The sequence below is a fragment of the Telluria mixta genome (assembly GCF_029223865.1).
GTDB classification, from domain to species: Bacteria; Pseudomonadota; Gammaproteobacteria; order Burkholderiales; family Burkholderiaceae_D; genus Telluria; species Telluria mixta.
Genome location: NZ_CP119520.1, coordinates 2,246,528 through 2,260,598, shown reverse-complemented (window position 1 = coordinate 2,260,598; position 14,071 = coordinate 2,246,528). Strand labels below are relative to the sequence as shown.

Genomic DNA, 14,071 nt, shown 5'->3' with positions numbered 1-14,071 from the left:
GGGAACGCCGCCGCCGCGGGGGATGCGGCGGCGGGTTGAGAGCAATTACTTGGTGGCGCTGGAATAGCTGCACGACTTGACGACGCCGTGGGCCGGGTCGCCGAACACCGCGTTCGAGCATTTCACCGAGCCGGTGAAGGTCTTCGTCACGAAGCTCGTGGCGGTGCCGTAGCGCACGTCGCGGGTGCCGGTGAACGAGCAGGTGCCGTTTTCGGCGGCGCAATAAGTCCAGGTCGGGGTCGTCGTCGTGGTCGTCGAGCCCAGCGCCGCGTTCACGGCGGCGGCCGCGTTGATGATGCCGGCGCCGCAGCCCGAGCACGCGGCCGGGAAGGCGCGCGCCGTCGACTTCAGCTTGGCGGCCACATCATCCGGCGTCAGGTTCGGATTTGCCGACAGCATCAGCGCGACGACACCGGCCACGTGCGGCGTCGCCATCGACGTGCCCATGTAGTACGCGTAGTTGTCCGATGCCGGCGTGGTCGTGCCCGAGTTCAGGGTCGACAGGATGCCGGCGCCGTTGTCGCCGCCCGGTGCCGAGATCGTCACATTGGTACCGTAGTTCGAATACGAGGCCTTGCCGCCCGCACGGTTCGTCGCGGCGACGGTGATGACGCCCGAGCAGTTGGCCGGGTTCGAATTGATCGCATTCGTGTTCGAGTTGCCGGCCGCAACGACGACCACGGCGCCGCGCGAACGGGCGCTGTTGATCGCGTTCTGCGTCGTCGTGTCGCAGGCACCGGTGCCGCCCAGCGACAGGTTCAACACGCGTGCCTTGTTCGCATTGGCCGGCACGCCGGTCACGGTGCCGCCCGAGGCCCAGACCATGGCGTCGGCGATGTCCGACGTGTAGCCGCCGCAACGGCCCAGCACGCGCGCCGGGACGATCTTCGCGTTGTACGCGATGCCCGCGACGCCGAGGCCATTGTTGGTCTTCGCGGCGATCGTGCCGGCCACGTGGGTGCCGTGCCAGCTCGAGGCCTTGTCCGCGGCCGGGATGCCCGTGCCGCAGCTGCCGGCCGGGGCCCAGTCGCCCGGATCGCTGGCGTCCGTGTCGCGGCCGCTGCCGTCGTTGGCGATCGTGGTCGTGGAGATGAAGTCATAGCCCTGCAGGATCTGGCCCGACAGGTCCGCGTGCGGACGGTAGCCGGTGTCGATCACGGCCACGTTGATGCCGGCGCCGGTCGACTTGTCCCAGGCGGCGGGCGCGTTGATGCCGCCGGTGGCTTCGTACAGGTCCCACTGCTGGGTATAGCTGGGGTCGGTCGGGGTCGCCAGCGGAACCATGATGCGGTCCGGCTCGGCGTACTCGACGTTGGCGTCGCGCGACTTCAGTTCGGCGGCCAGCTGGCGCGCCTCGTCGAGCGACATCGTGCGGTTGAGTTGCAGGACGTTCGCGCCGTTCGCCGTCGCGCGCAGCGCGCGCATCGTGGCGCCGTAGGTCTGGCCGGCGCGGTCGATCAGGGCCTGGCGCGCGCGGTCGATGCCGCGTGCAGCCACGCCGGTCTTCGACGTGTCGCTGTCGCCCTTGTACTTGACGATGATGCGGTCGGTCTGGACGACGGAGGGATTGGTCTGCGCCGTGGCCTGGCCGGCGATACCGGCGGCAACGAGGGCCGCTGCACAGATTTTCAACAGAGAAGAGATCTTGTGGCGCTGCGTCATGCTGCATCCTTTTCAGAGAACCGAACTGTGCAGCGTAACGAAAAACGGCCCGCATGGGGCCGTTCTTCGGGGTTTTTACAACAGGAAAATTTCGTTAAGTAATTGAATTTTAACGGTTATTAGCCCTGTTATAACGCATTACCAGGTCAGCTTGAGCGTGTACTTGCCGCTGGTCGAACCGGTGCCGCCGCTGTAATACACGACGCGCACATAACGGGTCACCGTGGACGAGCCCGTGTTGGACGACGTGGCGGTATCCGCGCTGCCCGTGCCGTTCTCGCTACGTGCCAGCAAGGTGCCTGCGCTGTTATAGATGTACAGGTCGTAGTCCGAGCTCGAGTTCGGCGTCATCGTCGCGCTCAGGGTTTTACCGGCCGGCAGCTGGACAGAGAAATAATCCGTGTCCGTCGAGCTGCCCATCGCGGCATTGACCGTCGTGCCGGACGTCGTCACGCCGTTGGCCGTGCTGATCGTGTTGTTCGACTCCGTTTCCGAGATCGTCGTGCCCGTACCGCCACCCGTGCCGGCCGCCGCATCCACCGCGGCCGAGGCGTCCACGATACCGGTGCCGCAGCCCGAGCAGCTGGCCGGGAACGGACGCGTGCTCGACTTCAGGCGCGACTCGACCTCGTCCGGCGTCAGGTTCGGGTTCTTGGCCAGCATCAGCGCGACGACACCGGCCACGTGCGGCGTCGCCATCGACGTGCCCATGTAGCCCGCATAGCTGTCGGCGCCCGGCGAGGTGGTGCCGGCGTTCAAGGTGGACAGAATGGCCGCGCCGCTGTCGCCGCCCGGTGCCGCGACGTCGACCACGGTGCCGTAGTTCGAGTAGGAGGCACGGCCGCCGGAGCGGTTCGTCGCCGCCACCGTGATCACGCCCGCGCAGTTGGCCGGGTTGCTGTTGCTCGCGTTCTGGGACTCGTTACCGGCCGCCACGACGACCACGGTGCCGCGCGAACGGGCGCTGTTGATCGCGTTCTGCGTCGTCGTGTCGCAGGCGCCGCCGCCGCCCAGCGACATGTTGATCACCTGAGCGCGCGCCGCGATGGCAGGCACGCCGGACACGGTGCCGCCCGATGCCCAGATGATGCCGTCGGCGATGTCGGACGTGTAGCCGCCGCACTTGCCGAGCACGCGCACGGGCACGACCTTGGCGCCGTACGCGACGCCGGCGACGCCGGTGCTGTTGTTCGTCGCCGCGGCGATGGTGCCGGCCACGTGGGTGCCGTGCCAGCTCGAGTTCGACGCCGGTTCGCCGGCCCCGCACTCGCCTGCCGTGGTCCAGTCGCCCGGGTCGCTGGCGTCGCTGTCGCGGCCGTTGCCGTCGTTCGCGATGGCGGTATCGGAAATGAAGTCATAGCCGGCCAGGATCTGGCCCGACAGGTCGGCGTGCGGACGGTAGCCGGTGTCGATCACAGCCACGCGGATGCCGGTGCCGATCGACTTGTCCCAGGCGGCCGGGGCGTTCAGGCCGCCGGTCGCTTCGAAGAAATCCCACTGCTGGCTGTACATCGAGTCATTCGGCGTGAACAGCGGATGCATCATGCGGTCCGGCTCGGCGTACTCGACGGAAGCATCGCGCGCCTTCAGCTCGGCCGCCAGCCTGGCGGCGTCGGCCAGCGACACCTTGCGGTCCAGCTTGAAGATGCGGGCGCCGGTGGCGATCGAATGCGATTCCTTCACCAGCATGCCGAACTGCTGGCCGGCGCGGTCGACCAGGGCCTTGCGCGCAGCCGCCAGCGGCATTGCACGTGCGACCGACACCTGTCCGCCTTTGGAGGCGACGGGCGCGCTCTCGTCCTTGTACTTGACGATGAGGCGGTCGGTCTGGTCCGAGACGGCCACACGCTGCGCGGCGTGTGTGGCCGGCCCGTCCGCGGGCACCCCCGCGCCCGCAACGCCAGCGACGAGACCGAGGACGGCCGCGGCGCACAGTTTCAACACTGCCGGATACTTCGATTGCTGAGACTTCATGTTTATTCCTTTTAGAAAAACACAAAAGTTGATTTTCCGCAGGCGTGATTGCCTGAGATCTAGTTGTCTCGACGCTTTTTAAGCGTCGATTTCCCGTCTGAAAAGCGGGGATGCCAGATTAGCGCGAAAGAAATAACCGTGTAGAAATTTCACAATTGGATTCGATGTCTATACAACACTTTCGCCTATTGGTAGCGCTAAAACCTAGATTCTTCGGAAAACTGTGAACTCAACAGAAGAACGTATCGCCTCGGCAGGACCCATGAATTAACAATGTTTCGTGACTGTCAGGCGTTGCGCACATATGCACCATCTCAACATTGAGATATCTCAATCGTCACCAAGGAAGAAATTCAGGTCCAAAATTCGGGGTCAGAGTGAGATGCACCGGTTTGGTAGACAGGTTAAATCAGGTACACCCGTGCATTTTTTCGACTTCAGCTGGCGTACGGTAGCCGAGCGTCTGATGAAGTCGTTGCTGATTGTAATACACGTCGATGTAGGCGGTAATGGCGGCTAGTGCCGACTGCTGATCTTCATAGATCGTGTGGTGCGTCAGCTCGTTCTTCAGGTTCGAAAAGAAACTCTCCGCCACGGCGTTGTCGTGGCAGTTTCCTCTGCGGCTCATGCTTGGGCGTATCTGGTTGTCGCGCAGATGATTGCGAAACATGGCTGAGGAAAACTGCGAGCCCTGATCCGTATGGCAGATCATCCCGTTGACAGGCTTTCGCTGTGCGATACCAGCTTGCAGCGCTGTCACGGCCAGGTTCGCTGTCTGGCTCGTTGCAGTGGCCCATCCGATGACACGATGCGTGCACAGGTCGACGAAGGCGGCAAGATGCAAAGGTCCCTTCCTTGTTGCGATCTGCGTCATATCGCCGACCCAGACCCGATTGGGCAGCGTTACGGCAAATTGGCGTTTGACCAGGTCTTCCGCCGGCGGCTCGGTCTTTTGATACGTCCGCATCTTTTTGAACCGCGCCATGCGGCGGGTTTCGATGCCAGCGATCCGACGTATCCTGGCCACGCGGTTACGACTGCAATTTACACCTTCAGCAAGTAGCAAACGCCATGTTTTGATGACGCCTGGCGCGTGCCATTGCTCTGCGTGCAGTTCTTCGATGCGACTACGTAGCGCCACGTCTTCGCGGCTGCGTATGCTCGGCTCGCGCTCACGTGCGGCATAACAACCGCTTCGGCTCACCTCCAGCAACCGGCACATCATCGCAATCGGAAACTCTTTGCGATGCTCATGAACAAAGGCGTACCTTACGGCTTGCGTTTCGCAAAGTACGCGTCGGCCTTTTTTAGGATGGTGTTCTCCATCTTCAACCGCTCATTTTCCCGCCGCAGCCGGGTCAACTCATCCTCGTCCTGTGCCAACGGCCGCCCTGGGCCGTTGAACGCCTTCTCGGCGCCAGCTTTCTCAAGCGTCTCGGCCCATTTGTAGAGCACGTTGCGCCGCACGCCAAGCTCCAGTGCCAAGGCTGTCGCGTTATCAGTTGCCTTCAGGCGTGTGACCGCCTCTTGCTTGAAAGCCTTCGTGAACTCTCTGCGCTCGGTAGGAGCAGGTTTAGTCTTATCCATGGGAACGCATTGTCCTCTATTTGGGATGTCCACTAAACCCGGTACACCTCAGAGCACTTTTTGGTGCACGAGCTTTAAAGCAATTCGCCATCGAGGCACTGTCTGCCTCTCTGAAGCGATATGCCGACGGAGCGTGCGGACTTGAACGATTCGGGATGCGCAAGAAAATTGATCCGAAATGTGCTCTGACCCCGAATTAAAAAAAGGCCGCGATCGCTCGCGGCCTTTCTGTCTGACGGCTTAGTAAAACTTAGAAATTGCCTTTGAACTGGACACCGTAGGTGCGCGGTTCATTGGTGAAGCCCGTCAGGTTGTTGAAGTCGATGGCACCCGAAATGCGGCGCTGGTCGAGGATGTTGCGGCCGAAGGCGGCCACTTCATACTTGCCGTCGGCCCAGATGTAACCCAGGCGCAGGCCGCCTTCCGTCAGCGGCTTGCCAGTGAACTCTTTCGCTTCGTACAGGAAGAAATTGATCTTCGAACGGTACGACCAGTCGGTGTAGACGTAGAACTCGCCATCGGCGACCGGCATGCTGTAGCGGGCGTTCAGGTTGACGATCCACTTCGGTGCCTGCGGCAGCGGATTGCCATTGATGACGACGTTGCCGGCGGCGTTCAGCGGATCGGTGATCGTGCACGCAGCGCACTTCGTCAGCGACAGGTTCGGGTCGCGGATTTCCGTGAAGTTGTACGACGCGCTGGCGCCGACGCGCAGGTCCGGGGTCACCAGACCCTCGAGGTCGAACTCGGCGCCGCGGCCAGCCGTCTTCTTCGCGTTGATCAGCTTGGTGACGTTGGTGTTGCCGCCGACCACGGTCAGCTGCTGGTTCTTGATCTCGTAGTCGTACAGCGAGAACGCGGCACGGGCACGGCGCTCGAACAGGTCAGCCTTGATGCCGCCTTCGTACGACGTGATCGTCTCGGCGTCGGCGACGGTAATGCCCACCGGTGCGAAGGTCGAGGCCGGCGCGATGCTCGGGGCGCGGAAGCCGGTCGCGACGCGCGCGTACAGGTTCACGTCACGATTCAGCTTGTACGTGCTCGACAGGTCCCAGCTGATCTTGTCCTTGCTTTCGCCGACGCTGTTCGGGCCCACGGGCGTGAAGCCGATCGCGGTGACGGTGCGGAAGTCCTTCTTGTCGTCCGTGTAGCGGATACCGCCGCGCACCGACAGGGCGTCGTTGATGTTGTACGTCACGGAACCGAATGCGGCCCAGGCTTTGTTATTCTGCTCGCTGGCCTGGCGCGAGGTGCGGGCACCGGTGGCGCTGTTGTAGCCGTCGCTGCCGCCCGTCACGTCTTCCTTGAAGTAGTACACGCCGGCCTGCCAGTTCAGCGGGCCCGTGTTCTTCGACTCGACGCGGAATTCCTGCGAGTACTGCTTCAGGTCGTCGATGAAGCCGCCCGTCTCGGACTGGAACGGGATGAAGCCCGGACCTTGCGGCGTGCCGCCGTCGATGTCGCCGCGGCTGTAGTAGCTGCCGACCGACTCGTAACCGGTGATCGAGTGGAAGATGACTGGACCCAGGTCCCACGTCAGGCGGGCATTGGCGCCGTTCGTCTTAAGGCTCTGGAAGTTCTGGGCGTTCGTCACGATGCTGTCGAGGTCGTAACCGTCGGCGATGTCGTTCGTGCCCTTCTTGATCAGGTTCGCGCGGAACAAGCGGGCGCTGCCGTTGGTCGTGCGCTGGTGCACGTTGAACAGGGCGCTGAACGTAGTATCCGGCTTGTACAGGAATTGCACGCGTTCGGCGTGTTCGTTGTAGCCGTCCAGTTCGCCGGTCTTGTTCGTTTTCGCGACGTCGCTGTAGTTGTCGACGAAGTCGTCGCGGTGCTGGCGCAGGGTCGACACGCGCATCGCCCACTTGTCCGACAGCGGCACGTTGATCGCGCCTTCGACGTTGGCCGTGCCGTGGGTGCCGTACGACAGGTTGTAGTAACCCTCGGTCTTCTTGAGGTTCGGCTTCTCGGATTCGAATTTCACGACGCCGGCCGGGGTGTTGCGGCCGAACAGCGTACCCTGCGGACCGCGCAGCACTTCCACGCCGGCCAGGTCGAAGATCGGGTAACCCTTCAGGATCGGGTTTTCCTGGACGATGTCATCATAGATCAGCGACACCGGCTGCGACGCGAAGGTCGAGAAGTCCGTGTTGCCGTAGCCGCGGATGTAGAAACGGGGGAACGTGCGGCCGTTCGAGGACTCAACGTTCAGGCTGGGGGTCTTGCCGGCCAGCAGGCGGATGTCTGCGCCGCCGGACACGAGCACGTCCAGCTTCTCGCCCTTGATGGCGGTGACGGACACCGGTACTTCCTTGATGTTTTCGGTACGGCGCTGTGCGGTCACGGTCACCGTCTGCAGTTCGGTCGCCTGCGCAGTCTGGGCCAGGGCCGCGCCGCCGGGTACGGCTGCGAGCGCCAGCATTGCGCCATGCGCGGCGATGACGCGCTTGTGCATCTTGGACATCTTGATCATTGAGTTTTTCCTAGCTGGGAAGAGTGAAAAAAACTGCCGCGTTGTCTCCGCTGGTCTCTCCTGAGGCACCCTGATGGGGCAGGCCTGGGGCCTCGGCAAACTCGCACCTGATTATCGATGTCTAAATCTTGCCGGCTTGTAAAACGGCAATTGTCGATTATGTGTATATCCTTATGCAAGGAATACGAATCGGCTTACACATCCATACAACAGTTTGTTGTATATGAGAACGTGGCGGTTCACATCCCTGTTCACTTTTTTCTGAAAAACCCTTGCAGGTTTTCGAAGGGATACGCTATGATTCGGGCCTCTTCGGACGTGATGACAAACGTCGGCAAGAAAAACCCTGAAACGGGCGCTTAGCTCAGTTGGTAGAGCGGATCCCTTACAAGGATTAGGTCGGGAGTTCGAGCCTCTCAGCGCCCACCAGTCAGTTTCAGAGATCTTGCGAAGTGAAGAACCGATCAGATTAAACGGAGCGGTAGTTCAGTTGGTTAGAATACCGGCCTGTCACGCCGGGGGTCGCGGGTTCGAGCCCCGTCCGCTCCGCCAGTATCAAGAAAAAAGGTCCGATTCGTCGGACCTTTTTTCGTTTCTATCTTCGCTTAGGCCCGCCTCAGCAGCGGCGCGCCGATCTCGACGCGGTTGCGGCCACCGGTCTTGGCCGCGTACAAGGCATGGTCGGCGCGCGCCAGGGCGGCCGTCAATTCCTCGCTCGGATCGATCATCACGAGGCCGATGCTGACCGTCATGCGATACGTGGCGGCGCAGGCCAGTGCCGGCGCCTCGGCGACGGCAATGCGCAGGCGCTCGGCGGCATACTGCGCGCCTGCCAGCGACGTGCCCGGCATCGCCAGCGCGAACTCTTCTCCGCCCAGCCGGCCCATCACATCGTTCTCGCGCAAGGTGGCGCGCGCCGTATCGGCAAACAGGCGCAGGGCCTGGTCGCCGCAGGCATGGCCGAAGCCGTCGTTGAGCTGCTTGAAATGATCGAGGTCGAGCATCATCAGCGCGATCGGCTTGCGCAGACGCGCCGCCGTCTGCAGGGCACTTTCGGCACGCTCGAAGAAGGCGCGGCGGTTCAGCATGTCGGTCAGGCCGTCGATCGTGGCCAGGCGCTGCATGCGCTGGTCGTCCTTGAGCTTGCACAGCAACAGGAAACCGAACCCGTTAACGATCATCAGCAGATAGCTGGCCAGGTACGCGAAGCCATAAACGGGATTCGCATTGAACGAGCCCACGCCGCCATTGGCCACGCCCATCCAGATCCAGATCGCGATGGCGAACAAGGCATCGTTGATGCCGATGATACGCTGCAGCAGCGGTGCATCGGCCTGCGGCCGCAGCAGGATCGCGGCGGCGCCGGATGCGAACAGGGCGACGATCACGGCCACCACCTGCGTCATCTGCTCGCGCGACGCCTGCACCATCGCCGCGGCCGCGACGATGATCAATGCCGCGATGGCAGCGGGCGCAAGCACCCTGCGCCAGTTGCGGAAGCCGAAGAACACGCAATACGACGCCAGTTCCAGCGCGACACCGCCCACCCAGCCGAACGCCGCCAGCTCCTCCGCGATGGGCAATCCGACATGCGGCGCCACCCAGCAACAGATCTGTGCCAGACCGGACGACAGACGCGCCCACATCCAGGTACGCAAACCGGGATTGGCTGCCGCACCGCGCATATAACCCGCCATCAGGAGGGCAAACGCCGTGTTGCCGACGCCAAGCGCCAACATGAAGGTCTGGATATCGATCACTCGGTTCCTCCTGGCAGGAAGTGGTGAGATGATGCCATGTATGTAATAAATATTTCCCAAAGGAATTATATTACACGTTTTCCAATCATGTGCACGCACGATTTACATCAATGTTGAGCAATATGCACGGTGGCTATGGGATGTTGTGTCGCGTCCAATCATCCATTCATTTGTTGCTGCGCAAGCACAAATGAATCGTTCATAATTGACAAAGCAGCCACTCGGTTGCATCGTCCTGGAGCTTTCGTGATCTTTGGTTTCCTGAAATCGTCCACGCTGTCCCCCGCCAGCTTCGGCTGCAGAACACGCCGCTGTTCCGTTCCCTCAAACCGTTGGAAATCAAATTCGTCGACGGCCTCATGCATGAACGGCGCTACCTGCCGGACGAGATCGTGTTCGACGAAGGCGAGGAAGGTCAGGCGCTGTATCTCGTGATGAGCGGCCGCGTGCAGATCAGCCGCAGCCACAGCCGGGGCCGCCAGATCGTGGGCGAACTGAGCGCCGGAAGTTTCTTCGGCGACCTGGCCCTGCTGGACAATTCCCCGCGCAGCGCCCAGGTCCGCGCCCTCGACGCGTGCGAGCTGGCCGTGTTCTTCCGCGACGACTTCCTGGCCCTGATGGAAACGGATGCCGTGATCGGCTACAAGATCTCGCTCGCCCTGGCCCGCCACATCGGCCAGCGCCTGCGCGGCTGGCTCGACGGCAACGCCCAGGTGGAGGCACTGTGATCCACGGCGCCCTCCGCGACGAGCGCAGCGGCCCCTTCGTCTGGACCGGCATCATCGGCGTGACGTGTCTGCTGCTGGTGCTGCTCGAGCACATGCTGTGGCTGGTGCTGCCCTTCATTCTCGGCACCGTCATGTACTACATCCTGCTGGGCCCGATGCAACGCCTGCTGCGCGCCGGCTTTACCCGCAACGTCTCGGCCACGCTCGTGTGCATCGTGTTCTACGGCGCCACCATCCTGCTGGTGATGGCGGCGATGACCTGGACCGCGGCCCCCGGCGACGCCGACGGCTGGCACAAGACGGGCGCGCTGTACCTGGACGGCGGCGTCGCCTTCGTGCGCAACACGATGACGCTGCTGGAAGCGAAGTTCCCGATCCTGGCCGAGATGCATTTGACGTCGATCGTCAACAAGCGCTTCAAGGCTTATACGGACAACTTCGCCCAGCGCCACCTGACGTCCATCCTGCTGGGCGCGGCCGGCTGGCTGCCGTCACTGCTGCTGGCGCCGTTCCTCGCCTTCTTCTTTCTGCGCGACGGCCTGCGCTTCAAAAAATTCCTCGCCCGCGCCGTGCCGAACGCCTATTTCGAACGCACGTTGTTCCTGCTGCACCAGGTCGACCAGACGGCGCGCCGCTACTTCGAGGGCTTATTGAAGCTGACCGTGCTGGACACCATCGTTCTTGGCTTCGGCCTGTGGGTGATCGGCGTCTCGTCGCCGCTGCTGCTGGGTTTTATTTCGGCGCTGCTGGCATGGGTCCCATTCGTCGGCTCGGTCGTGGGCTGCATGATGGTCGTGGTCGTGGCCGCCACGGATGCGCCGAATAATCCGCTGATCGCGTACGGTGCCATCGTCGTGTTCATCCTCGCGCGGCTGCTGGACGATTTCGTCTTCATGCCGCTGACCTTGGGGCGCAGCCTGCACATCCATCCGCTGGTGACGGTGCTGATGATCTTCATCGGCGGGGCGCTGTCCGGCGTGGCTGGGCTGATGCTCGTGTTGCCGCTGCTGGGTGTCGTGATGGTCGTCGGCGAGACCATGGGGCGCCTGATGACTAATCCGCGGCTCAGGGCCAGGCATCGGTATGCGCGCAGGTTGCGCGACAAACAGGCAAGCGCCGACCTGAGCGTATAAAAAAACCGGGGACACGCCCCGGTTCCTGTCTGCTTACTTGCGGCCCGCCTTGGGCTTCGATTTGATCGTCGACAAAATCCCCGCCTTCGCCTTCGACGGCGGCGCCATGAACGGTGCCGGCTCGCCACGACGTTCACCGCCGCGTCCATTGCGCCGCGTCGCTACCTCGATCACGCGGCCTTTCGGCGCCTCGCTGCGCGGCGCGACCGGCGGACGGCGCTCGCCACGCTGCGGCGCAACTTCCTGCTCGGACCCGGCCGGCGGCACCAGATGGCGCTCGCCATTGCCGATCAGGTCGCCGCGGCCCATGCGCTTCAGGCCCTCGCGCAGGACCGGCCAGTTTTCCGGGTCGTAGTAGCGCAGGAATGCCTTGTGCAATTTCCTCGTCTTGCCGCTCTTCGCCGTGAGGACCTCTTCCGAATCCTCGGTGACCTTGTGCAGCGGATTTTTACCCGAGTGGTACATCGTTGTCGCCATGGCCATCGGCGTCGGCGTGAACGTTTGCACCTGGTCGAGGTGGAAATTGTTCTTTTTGAGCCAGAGGGCCAGGTTCAGCATGTCCTCGTCCGTCGAGCCCGGGTGGGCGGCGATGAAGTACGGGATCAGGTATTGCTTCTTGCCCGCCTCTCTCGAGTACTTGTCGAACAACGCCTTGAACTCGTCATAGGCACCGATGCCCGGCTTCATCATCTTGGAGAGCGTGCCCTCTTCCGTGTGCTCCGGCGCGATCTTCAACAGGCCGCCGACGTGGTGCGTGACCAGTTCCTTGACGTATTCCGGCGAGCGCACGGCCAGGTCGTAGCGCAGGCCCGAGCCGATCAGGATCTTCTTGATGCCCGGGATCGCGCGCGCCTTGCGGTACAGCGAGATCAGCTTGCTGTGGTCCGTGCCCAGGTTGCTGCAGATGGTCGGGTACACGCACGACAGGCGGCGGCACGATTCCTCGATCTTCTTGTCCTTGCACGCAAGGCGGTACATGTTCGCGGTCGGGCCGCCCAGGTCCGTGATGGTGCCGGCAAAATTCTTCGTCGTGTCGCGGATCAGTTCGATCTCGCGCAGGATCGACGGTTCCGAACGGCTCTGGATGATGCGGCCCTCGTGCTCCGTGATCGAGCAGAACGTGCAACCGCCGAAGCAGCCGCGCATGATGTTCACGGAGTAGCGGATCATTTCCCAGGCCGGGATGTGCGCCTTGCCATAGCTCGGGTGCGGTGCGCGCGCGTACTGCAGATCATAGACACCGTCCATCTCGTCCATCGCGAGCGGCAGCGGCGGCGGGTTCAGCCAGACGTCGCGGTCGCCGTGCTGCTGCACAAGCGCGCGCGCATTGCCCGGGTTCGATTCCAGGTGGAACACGCGCGATGCGTGCGCGTACATCACCGGATCTTCGCTGACGGTTTCAAAACTCGGCAGACGGACGACGGTCTTCTGCGCCTTCTCGCGCGCGGCCGCCTGGCGCTGCTCGCGCGTCATGATGACGATCGGCTTCACCTCCGGTTCCGGCTGCGCATTGTCCAGCGCGCATTGCTTCGGATCTTCCAGCGCCATCGCGTACGGGTTCGGCTGCGCGTCGATGCGGCCCGGCACGTCCACGCGGGTGGAATTGTGCACGGTCCATTCTTCATCAGGCAGCCAGCCGTGCGGCACGAGGAAGGCCGTGCCGCGCAGGTCGCGGATGGACTTGATGTTCTCGCCTGCCGCGATGCGGCGGGTGACGTCGACGAGCGCGCGTTCGGCGTTGCCGAAGATGACGAGGTCGGCCTTCGATTCGAACAGCACGGAGCGGCGCACCTTGTCCGACCAGTAATCGTAGTGCGCGATGCGGCGCAGCGATGCTTCGATCGAACCGGCGATGACGGGCACGCCCGGGAACGCTTCGCGCGCACGCTGGCAGTACACGGTCACCGCGCGGTCCGGACGCTTGTTCGGCTCGCCGTTCGGGGTGTAGGCGTCATCCGAGCGGATCTTGCGGTCGGCCGTGTAGCGGTTGACCATCGAGTCCATGTTGCCGGCCGTGATGCCCCAGTACAGGTTCGGCTTGCCCAGCGCGCGGAACGGTTCGACGGAGGTCCAGTCCGGCTGGCTGATGATGCCGACACGATACCCCTGCGCTTCCAGCAGGCGGCCGACGAGGGCCATGCCGAAACTCGGATGGTCGATGTAGGCGTCGCCCGTGATCAGGATGATGTCGCACGAATCCCAGCCCAGCTTGTCCATCTCGGCACGGGACATGGGCAGGAACGGGGCCGCGGGGGCGCGGCTGGAACGCTTGGCGACGTTCGCGAAAAGATTGGCAGGGGAGTTCATTGGCCGGCATTTTACCGGAAAACGCCTCTTTAAGCTGCGGACCCCTCGAAAAATGGCTTAATTTTCAATGGCTTGTCTCATCCATGGCAGATATTGCCGCCTCAGATGCCCATGCTGGCGAGGATGTTGCCGAGCTCACGCAGGGCGGGTTCCAGGTGAGGATGGCGGATGGCGAAGCGGGCCGTCAGCTCCTGGGTGCGCGAGGCCAGGCCGTAGGTGTTTGCGTCGGCATCCTGGGCGCGCTTGTCGAGCACGTGCTTGATGTCGCCGTCGAGCTGGCGCAGCAGCATTTCCAGTTCGTCGTCGACTTCGCCGGTTTCCTCGAGGCTGCGGTGCAGCGTTTTGAGGTGCGCTTTCAGGGTATTTTCGTTTTCGGGCAGCATGGCTTTCTCACGTCATGATGTTGTGAGAAGTCTACACCCGATAAGGGCGGCCTGGCGCGCCGCC

The 14,071-nt window shown here is 62.9% G+C and carries 9 protein-coding genes, 2 tRNA genes and 1 pseudogene; 4 read left to right on the top strand and 8 right to left on the bottom strand.

Features of this window, described 5'->3' with window-relative positions:
* Positions 1–45 precede the first annotated feature (45 nt).
* The 5 genes and pseudogenes from P0M04_RS10070 to P0M04_RS10050 all read right to left on the bottom strand — a co-directional run bounded on the left by P0M04_RS10070 (position 46) and on the right by P0M04_RS10050 (position 7,696).
* Positions 46–1,662, bottom strand: coding sequence for a S8 family peptidase (locus P0M04_RS10070; RefSeq protein WP_259452580.1), 1,617 nt, complete (start codon positions 1,660–1,662; stop codon positions 46–48).
* A 138-nt stretch (positions 1,663–1,800) separates the two neighbouring features.
* On the bottom strand, positions 1,801–3,636 hold the full coding sequence (locus P0M04_RS10065) for a S8 family peptidase (RefSeq protein WP_259452579.1): 1,836 nt from the start codon (positions 3,634–3,636) through the stop codon (positions 1,801–1,803).
* A gap of 409 nt (positions 3,637–4,045) precedes the next feature.
* Positions 4,046–4,885, bottom strand: a pseudogene (locus P0M04_RS10060) (IS3 family transposase); the annotation flags it as partial.
* Between the two features lie 20 nt (positions 4,886–4,905).
* On the bottom strand, positions 4,906–5,223 hold the full coding sequence (locus tag P0M04_RS10055) for a transposase (RefSeq protein ID WP_259452990.1): 318 nt from the start codon (positions 5,221–5,223) through the stop codon (positions 4,906–4,908).
* 250 nt (positions 5,224–5,473) lie between these two features.
* A complete protein-coding gene (locus tag P0M04_RS10050; RefSeq protein WP_258853684.1) occupies positions 5,474–7,696 on the bottom strand; it encodes a TonB-dependent receptor in 2,223 nt (740 codons plus the stop codon).
* A gap of 353 nt (positions 7,697–8,049) precedes the next feature.
* Between P0M04_RS10050 and P0M04_RS10045 the strand changes: the two genes are divergently transcribed.
* Positions 8,050–8,125, top strand: a tRNA-Val gene (locus P0M04_RS10045).
* 46 nt (positions 8,126–8,171) lie between these two features.
* A tRNA-Asp gene (locus P0M04_RS10040) sits at positions 8,172–8,248 on the top strand.
* Between the two features lie 53 nt (positions 8,249–8,301).
* Here P0M04_RS10040 and P0M04_RS10035 read toward each other — a convergent pair.
* A complete protein-coding gene (locus P0M04_RS10035) occupies positions 8,302–9,456 on the bottom strand; it encodes a GGDEF domain-containing protein (protein WP_259451962.1) in 1,155 nt (384 codons plus the stop codon).
* Positions 9,457–9,788: 332 nt separating this feature from the next.
* Between P0M04_RS10035 and P0M04_RS10030 the strand changes: the two genes are divergently transcribed.
* Both P0M04_RS10030 and P0M04_RS10025 read left to right on the top strand, forming a co-directional pair.
* Positions 9,789–10,184 carry a cyclic nucleotide-binding domain-containing protein gene (locus P0M04_RS10030; RefSeq protein ID WP_229501883.1) on the top strand — a complete coding sequence of 132 codons (396 nt, stop codon included), beginning with the start codon at positions 9,789–9,791 and terminating at the stop codon, positions 10,182–10,184.
* Positions 10,181–11,317 carry an AI-2E family transporter gene (locus P0M04_RS10025; protein ID WP_259451961.1) on the top strand — a complete coding sequence of 379 codons (1,137 nt, stop codon included), beginning with the start codon at positions 10,181–10,183 and terminating at the stop codon, positions 11,315–11,317. Before P0M04_RS10030 ends, P0M04_RS10025 begins: the two co-directional genes overlap by 4 nt.
* Before the next feature lie 33 nt (positions 11,318–11,350).
* Here P0M04_RS10025 and P0M04_RS10020 read toward each other — a convergent pair whose 3' ends face one another.
* On the bottom strand, positions 11,351–13,624 hold the full coding sequence (locus P0M04_RS10020) for a YgiQ family radical SAM protein (protein ID WP_259451960.1): 2,274 nt from the start codon (positions 13,622–13,624) through the stop codon (positions 11,351–11,353).
* 101 nt (positions 13,625–13,725) lie between these two features.
* Positions 13,726–14,007 carry a DUF4404 family protein gene (locus P0M04_RS10015; protein WP_036233454.1) on the bottom strand — a complete coding sequence of 94 codons (282 nt, stop codon included), beginning with the start codon at positions 14,005–14,007 and terminating at the stop codon, positions 13,726–13,728.
* Between the last annotated feature and the right edge of the window lie 64 nt (positions 14,008–14,071).

Bases quoted from the DNA above. Each gene is read 5' to 3' on its own strand.
- P0M04_RS10070 (WP_259452580.1), bottom strand. From the start codon at position 1,662: ATGACGCAGCGCCACAAGATCTCTTCTCTGTTGAAAATCTGTGCAGCG.
- P0M04_RS10065 (WP_259452579.1), bottom strand. From the start codon at position 3,636: ATGAAGTCTCAGCAATCGAAGTATCCGGCAGTGTTGAAACTGTGCGCC.
- P0M04_RS10055 (WP_259452990.1), bottom strand. From the start codon at position 5,223: ATGGATAAGACTAAACCTGCTCCTACCGAGCGCAGAGAGTTCACGAAG.
- P0M04_RS10050 (WP_258853684.1), bottom strand. From the start codon at position 7,696: ATGATCAAGATGTCCAAGATGCACAAGCGCGTCATCGCCGCGCATGGC.
- P0M04_RS10020 (WP_259451960.1), bottom strand. From the start codon at position 13,624: ATGAACTCCCCTGCCAATCTTTTCGCGAACGTCGCCAAGCGTTCCAGC.
- P0M04_RS10015 (WP_036233454.1), bottom strand. From the start codon at position 14,007: ATGCTGCCCGAAAACGAAAATACCCTGAAAGCGCACCTCAAAACGCTG.